The sequence below is a fragment of the Streptomyces sp. NPDC018026 genome (genome assembly GCF_044327745.1).
In the GTDB taxonomy this organism is placed as follows: domain Bacteria; phylum Actinomycetota; class Actinomycetes; order Streptomycetales; family Streptomycetaceae; genus Streptomyces; species Streptomyces rubrogriseus.
The window spans coordinates 380250-401493 of record NZ_JBIRFY010000005.1; the positions used below are offsets into that span (position 1 = coordinate 380250).

The window sequence follows — 21244 nt, forward strand, 5'->3', positions numbered from 1 at the left end:
ATGATCGACTGGTCCACACTCCACGACGTCTACGGCCCGGCACACGCGATACCTGGGCTGCTGGACCGAGCCATCGGTCGTGACCAGGAGGCCATCGACGGGCTTTGGGGGCGCTTGTGCCACCAGGGGACGATCACCCCGGCGAGCATCGCCGCACTGCCTCAGCTGGCGGACATCGCGAAGACCGAGGGTGCCGGGGACTGGGCGCTCGATCTGGCCGGAGCCATAGCGGGTGGCCTCCTTCAACCTCACGGTGCCGACGAGGAAGTCGCCCGCTGTGCTGCGACCTTGGCCGAGCTTCGCGCCATGGCCGCCGCCCGGCTGCGGTCTGGCCTGGACGGGAAGATCTACCTAAGCTGGCTGCGGGCCATGCTCGCGTTCGACGGCCAGCCCTTGTGGCTCGAGGCCCTGGACGACTTCACCGATTCCTTCGTCACTGTCGTCTGTCCGCACTGCGTCGCACCAGTGACGATCGCGATCGGCGACTACGGATGCTACTCCTCAATCCGGGACTGGCATCTGGGGGATGTCCACCAGGTCCCGCTCAGGCTGGCCGTCCCGCACGAGCTGACCGGCACCGGGAGGATGTTGCATGAGTCAGCCGTGCGGGATGGCCAGCAACGGCTCGCCTGGGGCCTGACGCACCTGTTCGGCCAGGCGGAATGCCCAGGATGCGGGAGCGTCTTTGGCATCGCAGACGAGTACGCGGCCGCCAATGCACCCGCCCCATGGGACTTCGCCAGAGGCCACATCAAGGACGCTCTCTGATGACCACCGGCAGGGCCCTCGAAATCGAACGGTGAGCTCATGCCCGCTGTCCCGGCTTGACGACTTGGCGCCGTGAGGTGTCTGGGTAGCCCCGTTCACTGGGCTGAGCCCACGCTGCTTCGGCAAGTTGGTGACCCACGTGCGCCGCGGGACCGCGGGCGAATCGCAGCGTGGGTGGTTGTGGAGCCCTCCGTTGGAGGATCGAGTGTTGCGGGTTGCAGCGTACTGGCGCACGAATTTGACGCTGCGTCAGCTCTCTCCGCTCTTCGGCGTCTCAAAGTCGGCGGTCGACCGGATTATCGGCCACCTCGGCCCCAAGCTCGCCTTCCAGCCGCGTAGGCGGTTCCGTCAGGACACTGTGCTCATCGTGGACGGCGCTCTCGTGCCTACCCGCGATCACACAGTGGCCGAGCAGTCGAAGAACTACCGTTACGCGACCAACCATCTGGTCGTCATTGATGCCGACACCCGCCTCGTCGTGGTGGTCGGCCGCCCGCGGCCCGGCAACCGCAACGACTGCCGCGAGTGGGCGGAATCCGGGGCGAAGAATGCCGTCGGCGCCACGATGACCATCGCAGACGGAGGCTATCGGGGTACCGGCCTGGTGATTTCCCACCGCCGCGCGACAGGCCAAGCTGAACTGCGTGGCTGGAAGCAAGAGCACAACCGCTCCCACAAACAGGTCAGGGACCGTGTCGAGCACGCCTTCGCCTGGGATGAAGGGGTGGAAGATCCTGCGCGACTGCCGCCTCAAGGGCGACGGCGTGCACCACGCGATACTCGGCGTCGCGCGCCTGCACAACCTGGCCCTGGTGAGCTGAGAGGGCGTTCTCTCTCCGACCTCCATGTTTGGTTTTCGCTGGTCAGGCATGAGGCCGGAGCTGGAGGCCCATTGAGGCGATGCCCCGGGGGTGAAGCGTTGCCGATGGACTACCAGGCGTTGGTGAGGAGTGGAGCGGTTGCCGTGACGGGTCAGGGGGTGTGGGCGTACTCGGTGAAGTGGCCGCTGACGGTGAACCCGAGGCGGCGGTAGACGGGTTCCCCGTCGGCGGATGCCTGCAGCACCGCGGTCTCGTAGCCCGCGTCGCGGGCGGTGTGCAGGGTGGCCGCGGTGATGGCGCCGCCATAGCCTCGGCGGCGGTCGGTGGCGCGTGTGGCGATGTTGTAGATGCCGGCGACGCCTGCGTGCAGGAAGACCTCGGCCGAGCAGACGGGACGGCCGTCGACGTAGCCGACCAGGTAGCGGGCGGGGCAGTCCTGGGCGAGCGCCCAGCCGGCGGTGTCGGCGAAGAACTGGCGCACCGTGGCGGCGGGCGGGTTCCAGTTCGCGGCGAGGACCGTGGCGTAGTCGGCGAGCTGTTCCGGGGTGGTGGCCGGGCGGATTGCCAGGCCGTCGACGTGCGCGTCAGGGAGGGGATCGCGCAGGTCCTTCCACATGCCCGCCTCCGTTTCCGACACCTCCAGGCCGACGGCCTGAAGATGCTCGGCGAGATTGTCCGGCGTGGAGGCGGGGCCCACCCACCAGGAGAAGGGGCGGCCGGTGGCGGCCAGGGTCCGGGCCGTTTCCGCGGCGCGGGCCGGTGCGGTGTCCGGGGTGAAGTGGGCCGTTGCGACGATGTTGAAGGTGTCGTCGTCGAGACCGCTGTCGGCGATGAGCAGGTCGGCGGTCTCGGTGACGGACGCGCCCTTGAGGGTTCGGTGCAGGTGGCAGGCGTGCTCGGCGAGATTTTGCTCCATCGCGAGCGGAAGGTCGGATTCATTGACGGACGGGATGTGCATGGAGTTCATGATGATCCATCCCAGCAGGCCGTCTGGGGTGCTCGCAGGTCCCCCTTTCCGTACTTGTGAACGGGCCGTCCAGGAGCTGTCCGCTGGATCAGGGGGGTCATGCTGGCAGCGAAGGCGTGATGGGTAGGTACGGCAGACAACGTCGTCCCGTTCTCTCCGGCCAGCCAACCAGTTGCCTGCTGCCCATCGGATCAGCTCTGACAGGCCGGACACAGTTTCGGGACAACCCTTAGCCGGCGTTATCGCCTGACGTCCAAGCGCGCACAAACCCGACAAGCAGCACAACATCAGACCCCGGGACGATCACGCCCGGGGCCTCATGCTGTCCGGCTCAACAGCCGGACAGCGCCAGCGTCACGCCCACTCCACGCCCAGCTCCCGCAGGGCGTCCAGTTGCTCCCGGGCGAGCCCGTCCCGCCTCGTGCGAGCGTTCGATACCCATACGCCCAGTTTGACCACCACCGGCTCTGCCTCGCCCTGGACTGCGATCTCCTCACTGTGGCCCCGTGGTACTGGCCGATGGCCTTCCCGTTCCACCCACTGCGCGAGGGCCGTCAGGCCCCGCTGGAACGACTGCTGCGCCTTGGCCGAGCGCTTGGCCGTCGGGGCGGGAGACGGCGCCTCGGCGGGCCTGATGCCCAGCTTGGACAGCCGCTCCTGTTGCACGGCCGAAAGTGACGCCCACGTTCCCGGCTTCTTATGCCGCTGGAGCCATCGCCCGATGTCGTCGCCGTCCATGAGCACGCCGGCCCTGATATCGGGCAGGACGCCGTGGGGTTCGTCGGCAGCGAGGTCACGTAGTACGGCGTAATGGCGTTGCCAGTCCAGTGGCCAGGGGCAGTTCCAGTCCGGGTCGATCGCGGTCAGCTGTTTCGCGCGGTCCGCCGCCCGATCCGGGTCCTTGCCGAGACCGCCCTTCCTACGGAGGTTGGCCATGTGCTGCCCTACTGGAACCATCGCCTCGCCCTCGCCCCACACCGCGTCCTGGCGGGGGGCGAGGTGCCCCGTGGCGCGTCGGTAGGACCGGAGGGTGGCGAGCTTGGTCTCCCACGCCTCCTCACCTGGCTCCCAGACCATGCCGGCCTCTGGCAAGTCGAGCAGTTCCTTGCGGCGAGGCTGCAGTTCCCCGGCCCGCAGCGCTTTCCGCTGCTGATGGACCCATCGCCCAAGTGGAAAAGATTTCGTTGCACCGACTTCGGCCTCGACGTCGTAGGGGACGGCGTGCAGGCCGGTGATCTCGTTCTGCTTTCGCCAGCGCAGCAGAGCCTGGTAGTGCTGACTCTCACGTCCGCGCCGCACCCGATTCTCATTTAGATGTCAGCTGAGAGATGTCCATGGCCCGCTAGTTGTAGGGATGTCATGGATTTGCTTCAGACACAGCATGAGAACTGCTGATGCATGCGACTGAGAATCACGAGTTCAGTCCACTGAGAATCACAATACGACGCGGACTGTGACCTGCTGTTTCGCGCTGAGCGGTGGCGAGATGGTCTACACACGCTTCGCAGTCGACTGCGCTCACATGTGCGGCACCTGGATCAGCCGACGATAAGTCATTCCCGCTCGCATGGACTATGCAACGCCGCGGTCTCCGCCCTGGCAGGAGGTCTGGGGCACCCCCGCCTGCGCGGGTGTTACAGCCTGGCCGGAGCAGCAAGCTGAACAGGGCGGCGGAGTCACTCCCGCTCATGCGGGCTCTGTTGGCCAATGACCACCTGGCAGGGCTGACAGCACGAGTCACCCCTTCTTGTGGGCTCGAAGGTCTGGGCGCCGAGGATGGTGCCACGAAGGACGTAGCATCCCGCTCGCGCCGGCCATGCCTCATCGTCGAGACCATGGAGCGCACTTCGGTGACCGTACCGACGGCGATGGGTCACTCCCGCTCGCGCGGGCGTTACGGCAGCGATCTCGCTCGGCGGATCGCGGAGCAGGAGTCATTCCCGCTCGTGCGGGTGCTACCGGTGCAGCGCCGAGGGCGGCAGGGGCCCTGGGGGGCACCTCCTGCTCGCGCAGGATCACCCGACTACTACCCCACTCCCGCCGGAGCGGGCATTCCAGACTGACGGTCAGCTGGTGAAGGCCTGAGCACGGGTGACTCCCGCTTGAGTGCGCTTACGCGGCGCCGCAGAACCTGTGCACCGTCATGACCGGATCACTCCGCTTGCGCGGGCTCTACCTCGCTGGGTCGTCCCGCGGGCTGCAGTTCCAGGAGTCATCCCCGCTCGCGCGGGCTCTACTCGCACAGTGGCGAGCGGGCCCCGCTGCCGTACGAATCATCCCCGCTCGCGCGGGCTCTACCCTCTCTGAACTGGTCATTCTAGCGCGGTTTGCCCGCGTTTTGCTTGGGACAGGGCAGTTGGCGGCTCGTGGTTTTAGCGTCGCCGGGGATCAGAACCTGCTGTCTCTCTCGACGGCGACCGAGAACGAGGCACGCGGCTGAAGCCGAGAGCCAGGCATCACCGCCAGGACTGCCGCGGCATCGCTTGCAAGCCCCGGATGGGAATGCCGTGATCAACCGATTGCTGCGGTCGGCAAGGGGCTGCACCAGCCCGTGCACAAGCCGGCGCGCCGACGCCGCGCCGGACGGGGCCAGCTACGCACTGCTGTCCCGGGGCGCCGGTCCCCCGCAGGCCGTCGGTGCGGGGGACCAGCGGCCCTGCTCGGAAATCCTGGGACACCGGGCCCGGTCTGCCATCGATGCCAGTCCGCCCAGGTGCGCCAGCTCCCCTTCCCCGACGGGCTGCTGCTGGACACGCGGCCTTGGACGCTGGTAGGAAACGGACTGGAATGCCGGGGGCGCACCGGCTGGGGGAGGGGAGCCGTGCAAAGTGAAGTGGGCGGCCGGGACATCCCGGCTGACGTGCGGGCGGTTCGTGATCTCGTCGACACCGTGGCCCCCACCCATCCGGCATCGGCCGCCGAGCAAGCACTGCTCGACTTTGTGGAGTCCCACCTCGCTCTGGTGAGCCGACTGGACCATGACGGCACTGCGGGATGGAAATACCGGTCGGTGTATGAGCTGGTGGCCGCTTGCGGCCGCTGGTACATCCCCGCCAGTCTTCCGGCCGGGATCCGGGCGCTTCCGGAGCGACAGTGTTTTGCCAACGCGGCGGCGACCGAGCGGGAGCACCCCCACCTGGCCTACACCGAGGGCTTCGCCGTAGCGGCCAACAGCCCCCTACCCACCGCCCACGCATGGTGCACCAACGCGGACGGACACGTCATCGATCCGACCTGGTCGGACCACGCGGGCGGCGCATACCTGGGAATCGCTCTGCCCACACACCTGCGACCCAAGGCGCCCCACAACTGGGGCGTCCTGGAAGCACCCGACTCCCTGTACCCACTGCTGGGCAGCGGCCTGTGAGCCGGTGGCCCCTCCCGCGTCCCGCGGTCCGATCCCGAGGCGGTCAGGGTGCGCCCACTGTTCCGCTCACCGTCCGTCCTCCAGTGCCTGACACCCCCATGCTTCAGGGCAGCGCCGAGGCCGCGGCCGCCCCGTTATGCCGCTCAATCCCGTTCAGCGGGCTCTACAACGTGTGGGCTACCGACTGAACGAACGGGTCACTCCCGCTCACGCGGGCTCGCTGGTCGTTGACCACCTGGCAGGCTGACAGCACGACGAGTCACCCCCGCTCGCGCAAGCTCTAGAGGTTCTCGCGGTAGTAGGAGCCGACCATGGCCGGGTCATCCCCGCTCGCGCGGGCCCAACCCTTCGTGACCAGGTCATTCTAACGCGGCTTGCTCATGTTCCGACAGCGAGATCGAATGTAGGCGTCGCTGTCGAGGATGTACGGGCCGGCCGATGGCCGACGTAGGCTGCGGACACGACGCCCGATTCGCAGAGGCGCTCCCCGCCGTTCCCAGCGACCGGCACCGTTGGGCCGGTTGATTGAGCCTGCGCCATCTTGCACATGCAGGTCAGTGGGGTGGCGTGATCCTCGTGAGGCGTACGTGTCAGTCCTGCAACGCTTGAGCGACGTCTCATGTCGTGCCAAAACTGACTGTTGCGTCCCAAGCGCCCTGGAGAATCGGTGGCGGAAATCGGCTCGATCGGACTCTCCGACGGTCCCTGATGGGCCATCATGGAATGGTGACTAACTGGCAGTTGCTGCGCCTGGTCGGCGGAATCACCGGTGTCATCGCTCTGGCCGTGTTCATGACGCTTCTGGGTCTTGAGCGGGCTGACAAACTGAGCAGCGTGCTCAGCCTGTTCGTCACCGTCGCCGGCTTCGTTCTGTCACTGGTGGCGCACGTGCGGCAGAAGCCGGTCGATACGCCGGTGGCGCGTGGCGGGGCGATTGCTGCGGCCGGGAGTGTGCGAAATGCCCGGGCTCGGAGCGATGGCGGCACGTGGCAGCCGGATTCGGCACCGGCAACGGGGATCCGGGCGGAAGGCGGGTCGATCGCTGCCGGTGGTGACGTCGAGGGTTCGTCGGCGTACGAGGGGCCCCGGTGAGTACCGGGTGGTGGCGTCGGGGTCCAGGCCGCGGCAAGGAGCAGGGCCACAGAGGGCTGAGCGCAGAGCAGGGATCGATCGCTGCAGGCGGGGACATCGCCCACGCAGTCGCCTTGCAGGTGGGCCACCTGGTCGTGCAGACTCCGGCACCCCAACCCCAGCAGTTGGCCTCCGCGGCACCACCGCCTCGCGAACTTCCCACCAGGGAAACGCTGGCCGGCGAGACCACCACCCTGGACGGTCTGTGCGCCTATCTCCGCGACGTGCCCGTACCCGACAGCCGCACGCTCCCGTCGACTGCCGCTGAGGGCCAGTCGAAACTCGTTGTCGTCCATGGCCAGCCCGGGGTGGGAAAGACGGCCCTGGCAGTCAACGCCGCGCACGAGGTGAAGGACGCTTACCCGGACGGTCAGGTCTACCTCGATCTCCATGGTGACAAGACGACTCCGAGGAGCAGTCCCGATGCCCTCGGTCGCATGCTCCGCAGTCTGCACGTGGACCAGAAGGACGTACCGAACTCCGCCGACGACCGCGCGGCGATGTTCCGGACACTCACCGCAGATCTGCGACTGCTCGTTGTCCTGGACAACGCCCACAGTACGGATCAGATCGAGCCTCTCCTCCCCACCGGACCCGGTTGCTCGGTACTGATCACCTCTCGACGCGCGCTCTCTTTCAACAGCATCACCCAGCGGGAGTCGCTGCCGATGCGTCTGCCGGACGACCAGAACGCACTAGCCGTGCTCGCGCACTACGCAGGGCAGGAACGCGTTGCCGCCGAGATGACGGCGGCAGTGGACATTCTTCGTTTCTGCGGCAACCTCCCGCTGGCCTTGCGGCTGGTCGGCTGCAAGCTGAGGGAATCGGGCCACAGTCTCGGACGCATGCGCCAGGCCTTGGTTGACGAAACAGACCGCCTGGAGAGCCTGGGGCGTCTCGACAACAGCAAGCTGACTGCCTGCTTCACCTTGAGTTTTCAGGGCCTCACGCCCACGACCCGTTCCTCCTTTGCCATGCTCGCCTCCTTACCTCCAGGCCGCTTGACCGATTGGCATCTCACCCGGCTCGCGACCACCCGCGGGGCCGGACTTGCGGCTGGGGACGAACTGCTCGAGGTCGCCTTGATGGAGAGGCTGGACGGAGATGGAAGCGGCGGGAACTCCGAAAGCAGCTACCGCATGCACGACCTGACGCGTCTCTTCCTCACCCGACAGCACGAGCAGATGCCGCCAGAGGAACGGAACGCTCTGGAGGAACGTCTGGTCCGGGCCTACAGGGACACTGTTGTCTTCTGGGCAGCTCAGCGTGCCCCGGAACTGCGCACCGAGGTGGACCCCCAGCGCATGTCCGACCTCTCCGAAGCGTCGATGACAGCCGCCCAGTGGGTCGCCGACGAGCAGGAGCGTCTCCTGTGGGCACTCGACCACGCACGGACCCTGGGGCTGAACGCGGTTGCGGGGGAGATCGGAGAGGCGTTGTCCTACTTCCTCGACGACATCACCCTGGCCCCGAACTCCGCCGAGTGGATCTTCGAGGTTCCTGGGGAGACTCGGTCGCGGGTCCTGGCCGGTCTCCGCAGAGCACGCGCGATAGCCTCCCTCGCCGAAGGCAACCCGGACCGGGTGCTTTCGCTTCTGCCCGTCAGCAGCGACGATGCAGTGGAGCGGTCCAGGGACCCGGCCCTATGGGCCCGGGACACAATGGTCGTTGCCCGGGCGCACTCCATGAAGGGCGACTACCGCACCGCTCTTGCCCGTATGACGACCGCAGTGGACGGGCTACGCGGGGCAGGCGATTCCTGGCATACCCTCAGTTCCCTTGAGCTGCTGGGGGAGCTGCAGCGCTGGCGTGGGAAGCCCGAGCTGGGCGAGCAGAGCCAGCGGGAGGCCTTGCGTCTCGCCGAACAGGCGGGTGACCTCAGGGCTCGGGCACGTCTGCGGCGCACCCTTGCGGAGACGCTCGGTTACCTACGACGCCCGTCGGAGGCGGCGCCCCTGCTCGAATCGGCCAGGGACGACTTCAGACTTCTCCGCGACCGCCGTTGGGAAGGCGCCACGGAGTACGCCCTCGGCAAGATCTACCGGCTTCTTGGAGAACGCCAGAAGGCACTCGACTGCTACAGCCGGGCGGAGAGCATCTTCGGCCCGATGGGCGAGCGGCTGTGGCTCGCCCGGGTGAACAACGCCCGTATCCGTGTGCATGCGGGCATGGGACGGCTTGAAGACGCTGTCGCTACTGCCCACCAGGCGATCTCGATGTTCGAGCAGTTGGGCAACCACATGTGGGTGGCGCACACCCAGCGGGACGTCGGCTGGCTGCAGTTGCGCGCTGGACGCCCTCAGGACGCGGAGGCGCCACTCACCCATGCCGTGGACGCCTGTGCTGCAGCCGGCGACTCCTATGCGGGTGCCATGGCACGTCACCTGAGAGGCGTGGCCTATCGCGAACTCGGACGGTACACAAAGGCGCACGCGGACTTCGACGCCGCGCTGGAGATCTACAGGTCCGGTTCGTACGAGTGGAACGAGGCAGCGATCGCTCATGACGTGATCCGCACCCTCCGAAAGGAAGGACGCGCGGAGGAGGCGGACAGCATGGAACGCGAGCTCTCCGCCGGCAATCCGTTCTTTGAGCGTATGCACGGCCGGGACGGAGCGGTCGCGGTGCCGGATGAGGACTGACCAGACCTGCCGACAACCGGGGTCCGCTTGACGTTCAGGACTTCGCTCCGCCCAGACGGCCTGGCCGGCCCTGCCCCCAAGCGTGATGAACCGCCACCGACGGTCGGCCAAAGCCCTCGACCAGGAGCAGCCGCGCATCCCTTCGCCGCAATCCCGGCGCGGCGTCCCATACCCGTTGGTGATCACCGCAGCGCACCGTCGCCCAAGCCCACGACCTGCTCGCCCGGCCCGGCCGAGACCTCGCTGTCGTCACCGAGAACCAGGTCCCGATGGACGACGTCCTCCGTCCGTATCCTTGCCGACCGGCTCATCGCCAGGCAGGAAGGCGAGGTCAGCATCCTCACAGAGGTCCTCCCACAACCCCTGACCTCGTCAGGTGGCAGGCGAGCCGGCACGCAGGTGGTCGAGGGCCTGGCTCCACGTACCGACCTGCACCGGCAGGGTCTGAAGACTGTCCGCGAGCGAGCAAACGGAATCAGGCGTGGCAGGACGACGGATCCAGTTGACGATCTGAGCCAGCACCTGGGCACGCGTCCACGACCCGGTCGAAGCTGACTGAGACAGGACGCTGGTGACCAGACTTTCCCGCTCCCGACTTGCGGGCGAGCCGGTCAGTACTGGCTTTCCTCCCGAAGGCGGAAGACGCAGGGTGGTAAACGGCCTTGGGCACAGGCGCCAGCCAGCACGCTCAAGCCTCGTTGAGTGCACGACCAGGTCCGACAGCCAGTTCCGCGGCAGCAGTACGGCACGTCCATCCCGGTGCACGGCCGCCGCGCACATCAGCGTCGTCTCGCTGGGGTCGGGAACGCCGTAACCCGCCAGCACCTGTGCCAAGGTATGACTCAAAGCGTCTGCCGTCCGGGCACGGGTGAGTAGTTCGCCGCCCCGGTAGAGCAGGTAGAGCGATTGCGGCCGTTCCACGGTCAGCGTGACGGGCGCGTAGACACCCTGGTGCCCCTCACCGGTCACCGATCGGACCAACTCGAGTATGCCGCCGCCGCCCCGGACCGCAATGCCCACAGCGCGGCCGCCCCCCACCCGAGCCGTCACCAACGCGTCTACTGGCGCCTCGGTGACCTTGAGGGAACAACTGGTAGGAGCTTCGATCACCGTCGTCACGGCGTTGCCGCCACTGAGGTGTACCAACTCGGCGCTGACATCGGGGAACCCCGCCACGAACCGGGCGGGACTGCCGGGCGACAGAAGCCACCCACCCGGAGTCCCGAGGCATGCTGTTTCGCGGCCGAGTGCCACAAGACGTGCTCGGACCTGTGGCGGGACAGGCAAGCCCAGCAAGTCGTCCCGCACGTCTTCGAGTAGAAGCACGGAAGCGTTCAAGCGGGTCAGGACAGAGGCATTCGCGGCGAGATCGGCCGACAACTGCGTGCAGAATCCGCACTCCGGTGACATGGCCACCACCAACACACGATGAGGCACCGCAACATCGTCAGCCAGCACTCGCATTCGAGTCGGAGCGGCCGCGAGAGCCGGGGGCTGGGTGTTGCCGGCGTGGACGAGCCCGGCAGCACTCCACCTCTCGAGGCACTGCCGGTAGGCGGCGTGCTCTTCCGCGGCCGGCTGCTCCTTGCCCTGCAGCCACGCCATGGGCGCCGGGGCGATGAAAGCAGCCACAGGCCGGACGGTATCCAGCAATACGCCGCCGCGTCCCAGATCAGCGGTGATTACACCATCGGCCAGTCTCAGGCCTGGGTGCATTTGAACCACGAGCAGATCATGCCCGGGCAGCACTCGGAATCCCACCAACAGGCGCCTCCGGCTTTGGTGCAAGCGGTCGGGGCCGTGTAGACCTCAGTGAAGATTTCTTCGATATCTGTGACGGTCTTGGCGTCGAGGGACACCAAGTCTTCCGCGACGGTTACCATAACTCGTCCTTCTCGTGAGGAGGGCAGGCACTTCCCTTTCCCAGGCAAGCGAATGCATTCCGCTCAATCCGGAGGTTCGCCCGGAAGAATGAAGGGCACGTACGAGATCGTAGCGTGCAGCCGCCGTTGGCCGGGACATCTTCAGCCAAGGTTCACGCCACACAGTGATCACTCACCGCGGCTGAGACCTGCTGCACCGCATCGCCCACGGCAAACTGCTGCAAACACCTGAGCCGGCGGACGACCCAGACGCGCCACCGCCACAGATCCGGTCCGGGCCGAACGAGGCAGAGCACCGCGAAGTGAAGGACCAATCCGCCCCGGAGGCTCGGAAGAAGAGTGCGCAAGTACAACAACTGCCTTCAAGTCACTCCTGCGGGCCACTGCATGGCCAGTGAGGAAACCGTCAACTAACGGGCGAAGTGAACTCTCGCTCGCACAGGCTCTACCGGTGGCAGATCGTGGGCCGGGACTCGGTCGTCGAGTCACTCCCGCTCGCGCGGGCTTACGCCGAGTTCAGCGCAAACGATGACAACCACCGTGAGTCACCCCCGCTCGCGCGGGCCCTGCTCTCCGCTCCGGCCGGTCAGTACACACTCGAACGGGGCCACTCCTGCCCTCGCGGGGGCGCTTTCGAAGACGTGAACACCGACGACCTAGCTCCGGGCGCTCCGGCTCTCTCGGAGCAGTTGGCCGCCACGGTACAGATTCTGGGCACGCCCCGGACGCACCGTGCCCAGGCCGACTCTTCCGTGGCGGCAGGCAAGCGATCTCCAGGCCACGCTAGTACTGCAACGGTGCTTGCCGTGACTGGTGGCCAGGTTGGTCGTTGGTGTGGTCATGGGTGGGGTCCTTGCTGATGTCAGGTTGTGGGCGGGTGAACTGGAATCTGTGCATGGGCAGTTCGTGCACCGTTTCAGCAGATCGGAGCCCCGGGAGTCGGCACTGGCCTATATGCGGGGCCTGATCGCTCCGCTGCAGCGGAAGAACGGCTGGACGCTGGCGGAGGAAGCCGGTCACGCTGGCCCGGACCGCATCCACCGGATGCTGAACCGGATCGAGTGGGACGCCGACGAGGTGCTCGACGACGTGCGCCGGTACGTGGTCGACAACCTCGGCGACCCGGACGCTGTCCTCGTCGTGGACGACACGGGCTTCCTGAAGAAAGGGACGCGGTCGGCAGGAGTGCAGCGGCAGTACTCCGGCACCGCGGGGCGGACGGAGAACTGCCAGGTCGGCGTCTTCCTCGCCTATGCCGCCGACCGTGGGCGGACGCTGATCGACCGGCGTCTGTATCTGCCCACCTCATGGACCGACGACCGGGAAAGATGCCGCCGGGACGGCATCGGCGACGAGGTCGCCTTCGAGACCAAGGTGGCCATGGCCAAGGCGATGGTCCGCCGCGCGATCGCAGACAAGATCCCGTTCCGGTGGGTGACCGCGGACGCCGCCTACGGCTTTTCCAAGGGCTGGCGGTCCGAGCTGGAACGGGCTGACGTCTTCCACGTCATGGCCACCACCCGGCACGACACCGTGGTCACCCGCTGGGCGATCGACCATCCCGTCCACGACCTGTTCAACGGCCTCGCCCGGCAGAAATGGAAACGTCGTTCCTGCGGTAGCGGGGCGCACGGCCTGCGGATCTACGACTGGGCACGCGTCGAGGTGCGGCCCTGGCACCGGCCCGACCGCCGCCACTGGGTGATCGCCCGCCGCAGCGTCGCCCGCCCGCAGGAGATCTCCTACTACATCGCCTACTGCCCCGCCGGAACCACACTGGATGACCTGATCCGCATCGCGGGCAGCCGGTGGGCCATCGAGGAGTGCTTCCAGAGCGCCAAGCAGGAATGCGGCCTGGACGACTACCAGGTCCGCCGCTACCCCGGATGGCACCGCCACATGACCCTCGCCATGGCCGCCCACGCCTGCCTGACCGTCCTGCGAGCCCGAGAGCTGGATGCCGGGAAAGCAGAAACGGATCCTCCCAGCTCATCCACCTCAGCCTCGCCGAGATACGACGGCTGATCGCCCGCCTCACCAACCGCCGGCCCACACCCGTCGAGCACATCCTGCACTGGTCGACCTGGCGTCGCCGACGACAACACCAAGCCCGCACTAGCCACTACAAACGACGCGGACACATCCCCTGACCTGGCCACCAGTCACAGCAAGCACCGTTGCAGTACTAGCGCATGTATGTGTCCGGCCGGGGTGTCCGCCGTTCGTTCCGGGAGAGTGGCAACCCGATGGCGCCCCGGGGCGGCGCCGCCGTTCGTGTGGGCGCTACGTTGAGTCACTCCCGTTTGCGCAGGCGGCGCTACTCCACCAAGGTCGCGCGGATCATCGTGCCCGTCGAGTCATCCCCGCTCGCGCGGGCACGACGCTCAAGTACTGCGCAGCAGCTGGTGGTTCGACGAGTCATTCCCGCTCGCGCGGGCTTCACCCGGTCACTGCTGCTGCGTGCGCTCTGGAGTGGGAGTCACTCCCGCTCGCGCAGGCTGTGCAGAATCGTGCGGGGTCGTTCGGTCAGCGCGGGGATCACTCCTGCTCGCGCAGGCTTCACGGCGCTGGTGTTGCCAGCGGTATCGACCTCTGAGGTCACTACAGCCCGGCGTGTGCCGGACCCCTGCGTTGAAAACAGAGGACCAGAGAACCGAGTTGCTCCCGCTCGCGCGGGCGCTAGTGCAAGAGCGGCGGGACGCCCGGACCGGGCCCTGCCAGCCAAAAGCTCCAGGGGAGCCACCCCCGCTCGCGCAGGCGCGCAACCTGGTGTTCAGCCCATTCAGTAGGTACGCGTACGAGTCACTTCCGCTCGCGCGGGCTCCACACCGCAGCGATCGGCACCACTGACGACGGATGCGGAGTATCCCCGCTGGCGCAGGCGTTACCCTCTCCGAACTGGGTACTATAGCGCAGCTTGCTCGCATTTTGCATGGTTTGGGTAGGGGAAGGATGATGCGACCGAAGACCTCGTACTGCCTCCGGGGCGTGCTTCGGAAGCCGCCCGCCCACTAATGAATTTGTCGCTGGCACCCGGCACCGACGATTCGCCACTTCCGCGACCGGATAGATCACGAAGTCGCACTTGAGCGTTAGCCGGTCGGGTTCTGCCCGGCCCTATCCCGATGCTGCGGCAGAGTCGGCCCTGCTACACGAGGCACTCCCGCTCCCGCGGGCTTCCGCCAGCTCCTCTCTGCGGAACGCAGTGCTGCTTCAAGGTCGCTCGCGCGTCTCTGATAGCCGGGTGATCACCTGGCAGGGCTGGGCAGCACGGGTCGCTCCCGCCCGCGCGGGCGTTACGAGTACAGCAACGAGGATGAGACGAGGCCGTTGGAGACCACGCAGGTTGCGCGGGTTCTCTCTGGTCAGAAGGGCGCGGGCCCACTCGATGGACGAGTCACTCCCGCTTGCGCGGGCTCTGCAGACGACGGCTGATCCTGAAAGGGTCGTACAGGGACACTCCCGCTCAACGGGCTCGGCAACGCTGCGGTCACCGTCCTGGACAGGAAGTCTGGATCATCCCCGCTTCCGCAGGCTTTACCTCATCGTACAAACGCGCGGGTTCTTCTGGCCGTTGGCCACCCGGATCGACACCAGCGTTGGGTCACTCCCGCTCCCGCAGGCGGTGCGAGACGGTGGACAACATGCTCACCTCCCGGGCCGAGTCACTCCCGCTCGCGCGGGCTCCACGCCCAAGACACTCGTCGTCGACCGAGGCAAAGTCGAGTCACTCCCGCTCGCGCGGGCGCTACGCAACCGGCAGACGTTCCCGGACAGCCCGAACGGGTCACTCACTCCCGCTCGCGCGGGCGCTGCGGCGCCGGCTACGTAGAGCTGCTGCCGGTGCGCGGGTCACCCCCGCTCGCGCGGGTGCTGCGACTGCGAAGGCGGCCGCCGTGTCTACCTCGCCGGGCCACTCCCGCTCGCGCGGGCGCTGCTGGTCGGCGCTGTGGGCCATCGCGAGCAGCGGCGGGTCACTCCCGCTCGCGCGGGCGCTGCCCTCTCCGGCCCGCCCGTTCTGGCATGGTGTGCCTGTCATTTGCTTCTGACTGGCTGGGAGATGATGGCACACGGGACTGGATGCACGGCAGGAATCTCTGCTTTCTGGCGTTCGTGGTCTCGTGAGCAGCACGGGGTGGCAGCGTTGGGGGATGGGAGTCGTTGAGGATGCCCGGTACGACGGTGTTGACCGTCGTCCGTGGGGGAAGTTCGACCGCACGACGCTGAGGGTGTACTCGCTGTTGTTCCACTTGATCGATGTGGGGGCGGTGGCCGGGGTACTGTGGGACCGGTTTGTGACCCCGAGCCAGCGCCGGGTCATCAGCGATGGGCTCAACGTGCCGCAGGAGCAGGCGCGTTCGGTGGTGTGTTTCCTGGCTGCCATGCATGACATCGGGAAGCTGATTCCGTATTTCCAGGCTCTCGAGCCTGCGGCGTATGTGCGGCTGGGGGAGGACCTGCTGGCGGACACCGGCCCGGTGGTGCATGTACCGCACGCGCGTGCGTCGATGCATGCGGGGCTGCAACTGCTGGGCGAACTGGGATTCGCCGTGGGCGGTAACGATAGTCCCGCCGTGCGTGCAGCGCAGTGTCTGGGCGGGCATCACGGCCGATTTCTGCAACTCGACGTGGACGGGGCGGCGTCCGCGCAGCGGGTGGAGGCCACGTTGGGCGGGTCCGCGTGGCAGGATCTGCGCCGCCGCTACGCCCGGCTGCTGTGGCACCTGTTCGGTGTCGATGAGGGTCCGGAGCGGTTGTCGGTGGAGGCTGCGGTGCTGATCACGGGGCTGACGATGGTCGCGGACCGGGTTGCGAGTCAGCGTCGCTACTGGGTGCCCAACGCGGACACGCCGTCCTTCGGCGCCGCCGAGCACCACAGCCGCGCCCGCCGGCAGGCCGAGGAGGAAGTCGAGCGGCTTGGCCTTGCCCGCTTCGCATTGGACCGGATCCCGTTCACCACCGCGCACCCGGGACTGGAGGAACCGAACGCTCTGCAGCGTTCGGTGATGGATGAGTTGCCGCGTCTGGTCGCCGAGCGGGGGAGCGGTATCGCGGTGGTGACGGACGCGATGGGGACGGGCAAGAGTGTGGCCGCGCTGGAGATGGCGCGGATCTTCAACGAGCATTGCGGTACCCAGGGGGTGTTGTGGCTTCTGCCGGCGACGGCCGCCGCCGATCAGGCCTACGAGGTTCTGGACCGGTATGTGCGCGCCCACCAGCCCGGGTACGCGCCGGTGACGCTGGTGCACCACCACAGCGACCTCAACGAGGCATACACCGGCCGGCGTCTGTCCCCGGCGGACGCCACCGTGGTGGACGGGCCGCCCGACGACCCGTTCACCGAGGACCAGGACGACTCCTTTGCCGACGACGAAACCGAGTACGGTCCGGGCGCCGCGGGGCCCGACCGGTGGCTGCGTGGCAGGGACAACGCGCTGTTGGCCCAGTACACCGTCTCCACCACCGACCAGGCGCAGATGGCCGTCCTGCCCGTCCGTCACAGTGCGCTGCGCATGCTGGCCCTGTCGGGCAAGACCGTCGTGGTCGACGAAGCCCACGCACTGGACCCGTTCAGCCAGCTCCAGCTGCTGCGCCTGCTGCAGTGGCTGGGAGCCCTGAACTGCCCGGTCGTCCTGCTGTCGGCGACGATGCCCGCATCCACCGCCAGCGACCTGGTGCTGGCCTACCTGTGGGGCGCCGGCCGTACCGGTCTGCACGGTGCCTCGTTCGCCCCCGGCTACCCCGGGTGGCTGTTCGCGGATGCGGCGACCGCCACCGTCCACCGCATGCCCGAGCCGGCCCAGGACGAGCAGCGGACCGCCCAGCGCAGGACCGCGCGCATCCACGTCCGTCCGGTCACCTACCGGCCCCTGGGGCCGGCCGGCCGTACGGTCGAGGCGGGGGAGCGCCTGGCGGTGATCGCCGACGTGCTCCAGCGGGTCATCCGCCAGGGCGGGTGCGCGGCCGTGGTGTGCGCGACGGTCGCCGACGCGCAGGACACCTACCAGTACCTGCGCCGCATCTGGAGCGGCCCGCCTGACGACCTGGTCCTCGTCCATGCCCGGGTGAGGGGGCGGCGACGGCAGAGCACACTGGGAGACCTCCGCCACCGGCTGGGGCCGACGGGCCCGCGCCCGGCCCGCCGCGTTTTCGTCACTACCAGTCTCCTCGACGTGAGCCTGGACATCGACGTCGACCTGATGGTCAGCGACCTCGCTTCTATCGCACGTCTGCTGCAGCGTCTGGGCCGTCTGGGCCGCTTCACGCATCTGTGGACCGGACAGGGGCGTCGGCCCGTCTGGTGGGACGGGGAGAACAGTCCGACGCTGACGGTGCTGTACCCGGTCAACTCCCGTGGCGCGACCGCCCTGCCGCCCGGCTGGGACACGGTCGAGCCCGCTGTCGCCCTCCATGAAACCGCCCGGCTCCTGCCTGCCCTGGAGAAACAACCGGTCGTCGTCCCCGACGACGTCCAGGCTCTCGTCGAACAGGTCCACGGCGTCACCTCCGGTTTCGCAGCCCAGACGACGCGCCTGCAGCAGATGGCCGCAGCCCACCAGAGGCGCACCTGCCGCCAGGAGCAGCTCAGCGCAGTCCACCTGGTACCCCCGCCCAAACGGGTCTCTTCCCTGGCCGACCTGCACCGCCAGCACCTCACCACCGCCCAGGCCGCCACCCGGCCCGGTGTCCTGCCCCGCCGACTGCTGCCCTGTTACCGAAGTGCCGACGGCACGCTGACGCTCGACGCAGCAGGCCTGCTTCCGCTCCCGGACCAGGAACACCTCGGCCCGCGCCACCTGCGCAGCATCCTCGAACACTCACTGCCCGTCCCGGCCGCCTGGGTCGCCCGCGCTTCCGCACCGCACCAGCCGCCCGCCAGCTGGAAGCAGCACCCCCTGCTCGCCGACATCGTGCTGCTGCCCACCGACTCCGTAACCCTTGAGAGTGAACATCATTTCGGCCAGCACTGGCTCCGCATGGACGAAGAACTCGGCCTCCAACACCGCAAACAGCAGTAATCACGATGCGTGAAGCCCAGCGCCAAAAGCATTACGCCATTACTTGATCGTCGGACTTTCTCACCGGTCGTGAGAGACGGCAGCGGCATGGTTCGCTGTACCCGCGACCCCGTCGAACCCTCGACCGCACCTCGCACATCCTTCCCCTCGCCCCACAAGGGCGCGGTGACGAACCCGTGCCCAGCCGTGCCTACGCGCGGCACGTGCAGCTGCCGCATGCCCGAGCCAGACCCAACCACCGGCTCAAGGGAACACCACCCTGGCCCCGGCACACCCCATCGCCCCAGGCCTTCACCGCACCTTCCGCTCCCGCCCCCCTTTTCGAAAGACACGCTCTTGTCTGCGTTACCCCCGCCCACCACCTCGTTCAGCGCGGCCGACCACCCCTGGATCGACGTCCGCACCGGCGGCCAGTACGACCAAGTGGGCCTGCGATCCCTGTTCCTGGACGCCCACCGCATCGACGACCTCGCCCTGCCCCAACCCCCGGCCGCGTCAGCCCTCCTGCGGATCGCGGCCGCCATCACGGCCCGCATCACCGGCCTCGACGACCCCGAACTCACCGCCTCCCAGTGGAACGCGCTGCGCCGCAGCCGCCTGGCCGAGGGCCGCTTCGACCCGGACGCCGTCCACACCTACTTCGACCAGTACGTCTGGGACGTCTTCGACCCCGTGCGGCCCTGGCTGCAGACCCCCTCACTGCGCACCGAGTGCGACCACAGCACCGGCATCAACGCCTTCGTGCCAGGGCGGCCCGCCGGCCGCAACTTTGCCTGGTTCAGCCCGCACGGCCACCACACCGCCAAGCCCGTTCCCACCGCCGAAGCCCTGCAGATCCTGCTCATCCACCACTACTACGGGCGTTCCGGCACCGGCACGCCCCGCACCCAGGACGGCACCACCGGCGGCAAGCAGACCAGTGGGCCCCTGCGCTCCAGCGTGTCCTTCCACCCGCTGGGCCGCACCCTGCACGAGACGCTCCTGGCCGGTGTGCCCGCCTTCACCGGCGACGACCAGCCGCCAGGCGCGGACACCTGCCCCTGGGAAGTATCCACGCCACCCGACTCGCAGGCCACGCTGCACGGTCCGGTGACCTGGCCCGGCCGGCAACTGACGGGACTGAGCCGGCACGCCATCCTCCTCGTGCCCGGCGACGACGGCACCACCGTCACCGACGCCTACCTCACCTGGGCCACCCAGCAGCCCAAGCCGATCACCACCGACCCCTACCTCGCCTACCGCATCATCCCCGAAACCAAGAAGGTCGACCGGCGCCGCATCCTCCACCGCGCCGACGCGTCCCGCGCGTGGTGGCGTGACCTGGAAACCCTGCTCCTGGCCCCGGACGAACACGGCACACAGCGCCGGCCGGCCATCTTCGACACCCTCAACGACCTCCCCGAACCCCTGCGACGCAGCCTGCGGATCCGCGTCCACGGATTCGACCAGGACGGCAAGGCCGTAGACCACCAGTGGTACACCGCCATCACGCCGCCCCTGCTGAACTGGACGCAGGAACACGACCCGGCCAAAGCCCAGCGCATCGCCGAGTGCTGCCGGGAAGCCGAACAGGCCGCGCAGCGGCTGCAGACCGTCGCCAAAGATGCGTGGGACACCGCCATGCGCAGCCGCCGCGGCACCACACCGCCCCCCTGGGTGAACAAGTCATTGACCCGTTACTGGCCGAAGGCCGAGACGGTGTTCTGGCGGCTGCTGGAAGAACCCGACACACCAGCCCCCACGGCTTTCGCCGCCGCGGCCGCCGCCGCCCTGCGCGAGACCACCGAAGCCGCCCGGACCCGCCAGACCTCCGCGGCCCGCGCCGTCGCCCACGCCGTCCAAGAGCTCTACCGCCGGTCCGCCACACCCCGGAAAGCCGCCTGATGTCCACCGCAGCCGAACACCGCGCCTCCTGCGACGCGTTCGTCGCCCACATCCACCTCCTGTGCGCCGAACCCGGCGTCCGTGTCCGCCTCAGCCGGGGGAGAGGCCGGCCCGTAGAGGAATGCGCCCCCATGGACCGCTACCTGGCCCGGCGCACTGCGCACCGCCAAGGACGCCGCGCCTACTACACCGTCGCAAGCCTCATCGCGATGGCCGGACCCCAGTCCCACACCCCCGGCGTCCGCCCCGACCACGACGCCGGCCTCCTCAACCCCGAGGACGGCCCCGACGGGCTGCTCGTCGCCCCCGTCGAACCCGCCCTACCACCAAAGCCGGACCCGGCCGCCTGGTACGCCCGGCCGAACCTCGGCGCCACCCTCGCCACCGCCGTACGCCGAGCGGGCCACCAAGCTGAGCGCACCGAGAGCCTTCTCCACGTCCTGACCCGCCTCAGCGACGACCAACTCCACCGTCGGCTGCCCGCACCCGTCACACGGCTGCTGCAGGACGGCATCACCCCCGACTGGGCAGTCCTCCTGAACGACCTGGTGCAGCGCCCCTACCGCCGAGACAAGGTCGGACTGCGCTGGCGCGACGCCTTCTACCTCGCCACTCCCGAACCCCGGCGCACCTGAAGCACGCAGAGGCAGCAGCCGGCTCCGGCCAGCCCCTACAGGAACCTGCCGACATCCCCGGCGCCCACCGGACCCCACACCACGCCACAGCGCACGACTGGCCGGCCACCAGTACAGTGCCGGCCCC

Annotated in this window: 12 protein-coding genes and 2 pseudogenes; 9 read left to right on the forward strand and 5 right to left on the reverse strand. The window is 68.2% G+C overall.

Features of this window, described 5'->3' with window-relative positions; genetic code table 11:
* The gene (locus tag ACH4D3_RS18945; protein WP_398323395.1) at positions 1 to 768 is read left to right on the forward strand and encodes a hypothetical protein; all 768 of its coding nucleotides are present in this window, start codon (positions 1 to 3) and stop codon (positions 766 to 768) included.
* Positions 769 to 871: 103 nt separating this feature from the next.
* Positions 872 to 1589: pseudogene (locus ACH4D3_RS18950) on the forward strand (transposase).
* A gap of 151 nt (positions 1590 to 1740) precedes the next feature.
* Here ACH4D3_RS18950 and ACH4D3_RS18955 read toward each other — a convergent pair.
* Both ACH4D3_RS18955 and ACH4D3_RS18960 read right to left on the reverse strand, forming a co-directional pair.
* The gene (locus ACH4D3_RS18955; protein ID WP_398323624.1) at positions 1741 to 2505 is read right to left on the reverse strand and encodes a GNAT family N-acetyltransferase; all 765 of its coding nucleotides are present in this window, start codon (positions 2503 to 2505) and stop codon (positions 1741 to 1743) included.
* 405 nt (positions 2506 to 2910) lie between these two features.
* Positions 2911 to 3828: pseudogene (locus ACH4D3_RS18960) on the reverse strand (helicase associated domain-containing protein); the annotation flags it as partial.
* A 1549-nt stretch (positions 3829 to 5377) separates the two neighbouring features.
* On the opposite strand from ACH4D3_RS18960, the gene ACH4D3_RS18965 reads away from it, so the two are divergent.
* The 3 genes from ACH4D3_RS18965 to ACH4D3_RS18975 all read left to right on the forward strand — a co-directional run bounded on the left by ACH4D3_RS18965 (position 5378) and on the right by ACH4D3_RS18975 (position 9696).
* Complete coding sequence (locus tag ACH4D3_RS18965) at positions 5378 to 5923, forward strand: hypothetical protein (RefSeq protein WP_398323397.1); 546 nt, start codon at positions 5378 to 5380, stop codon at positions 5921 to 5923.
* A gap of 726 nt (positions 5924 to 6649) precedes the next feature.
* Complete coding sequence (locus ACH4D3_RS18970; RefSeq protein ID WP_076972345.1) at positions 6650 to 7015, forward strand: hypothetical protein; 366 nt, start codon at positions 6650 to 6652, stop codon at positions 7013 to 7015.
* 134 nt (positions 7016 to 7149) lie between these two features.
* A complete protein-coding gene (locus ACH4D3_RS18975) occupies positions 7150 to 9696 on the forward strand; it encodes a tetratricopeptide repeat protein (protein WP_398323399.1) in 2547 nt (848 codons plus the stop codon).
* 182 nt (positions 9697 to 9878) lie between these two features.
* Here the strand turns inward: ACH4D3_RS18975 and ACH4D3_RS18980 are convergent, their stop codons facing one another.
* The 3 genes from ACH4D3_RS18980 to ACH4D3_RS18990 all read right to left on the reverse strand — a co-directional run bounded on the left by ACH4D3_RS18980 (position 9879) and on the right by ACH4D3_RS18990 (position 11579).
* Positions 9879 to 10034: a hypothetical protein gene (locus ACH4D3_RS18980; protein ID WP_398323401.1), complete on the reverse strand. Its 156-nt coding sequence runs from the start codon at positions 10032 to 10034 to the stop codon at positions 9879 to 9881.
* Between the two features lie 34 nt (positions 10035 to 10068).
* Positions 10069 to 11328, reverse strand: coding sequence for a hypothetical protein (locus ACH4D3_RS18985; RefSeq protein ID WP_398323403.1), 1260 nt, complete (start codon positions 11326 to 11328; stop codon positions 10069 to 10071).
* A gap of 68 nt (positions 11329 to 11396) precedes the next feature.
* Complete coding sequence (locus ACH4D3_RS18990; protein ID WP_076972342.1) at positions 11397 to 11579, reverse strand: Dickkopf N-terminal cysteine-rich domain-containing protein; 183 nt, start codon at positions 11577 to 11579, stop codon at positions 11397 to 11399.
* Positions 11580 to 12419: 840 nt separating this feature from the next.
* On the opposite strand from ACH4D3_RS18990, the gene ACH4D3_RS18995 reads away from it, so the two are divergent.
* The 4 genes from ACH4D3_RS18995 to casB all read left to right on the forward strand — a co-directional run bounded on the left by ACH4D3_RS18995 (position 12420) and on the right by casB (position 21117).
* The gene (locus ACH4D3_RS18995; RefSeq protein ID WP_398323405.1) at positions 12420 to 13604 is read left to right on the forward strand and encodes an IS701 family transposase; all 1185 of its coding nucleotides are present in this window, start codon (positions 12420 to 12422) and stop codon (positions 13602 to 13604) included.
* Between the two features lie 2126 nt (positions 13605 to 15730).
* Positions 15731 to 18598, forward strand: coding sequence for a CRISPR-associated endonuclease Cas3'' (locus tag ACH4D3_RS19000; RefSeq protein ID WP_398323407.1), 2868 nt, complete (start codon positions 15731 to 15733; stop codon positions 18596 to 18598).
* A 336-nt stretch (positions 18599 to 18934) separates the two neighbouring features.
* Positions 18935 to 20482 carry a type I-E CRISPR-associated protein Cse1/CasA gene (gene casA / locus ACH4D3_RS19005; protein WP_398323409.1) on the forward strand — a complete coding sequence of 516 codons (1548 nt, stop codon included), beginning with the start codon at positions 18935 to 18937 and terminating at the stop codon, positions 20480 to 20482.
* Entirely contained in the window at positions 20482 to 21117 is a 636-nt protein-coding gene (gene casB / locus ACH4D3_RS19010) for a type I-E CRISPR-associated protein Cse2/CasB (RefSeq protein ID WP_398323410.1), read from the forward strand. Before casA ends, casB begins: the two co-directional genes overlap by 1 nt.
* The last annotated feature ends 127 nt before the right edge of the window (positions 21118 to 21244 follow it).

Excerpts from the sequence above, each read along its gene's own strand:
- ACH4D3_RS18955 (WP_398323624.1), bottom strand. The coding sequence starts at position 2,505 with ATGGAGCAAAATCTCGCCGAGCACGCCTGCCACCTGCACCGAACCCTC.
- casB (WP_398323410.1), top strand. The coding sequence starts at position 20,482 with ATGTCCACCGCAGCCGAACACCGCGCCTCCTGCGACGCGTTCGTCGCC.
- ACH4D3_RS18945 (WP_398323395.1), top strand. The coding sequence starts at position 1 with ATGATCGACTGGTCCACACTCCACGACGTCTACGGCCCGGCACACGCG.
- ACH4D3_RS18980 (WP_398323401.1), bottom strand. The coding sequence starts at position 10,034 with ATGCTGACCTCGCCTTCCTGCCTGGCGATGAGCCGGTCGGCAAGGATA.
- ACH4D3_RS18995 (WP_398323405.1), top strand. The coding sequence starts at position 12,420 with ATGGGTGGGGTCCTTGCTGATGTCAGGTTGTGGGCGGGTGAACTGGAA.
- ACH4D3_RS18990 (WP_076972342.1), bottom strand. The coding sequence starts at position 11,579 with ATGGTAACCGTCGCGGAAGACTTGGTGTCCCTCGACGCCAAGACCGTC.
- ACH4D3_RS19000 (WP_398323407.1), top strand. The coding sequence starts at position 15,731 with ATGGGAGTCGTTGAGGATGCCCGGTACGACGGTGTTGACCGTCGTCCG.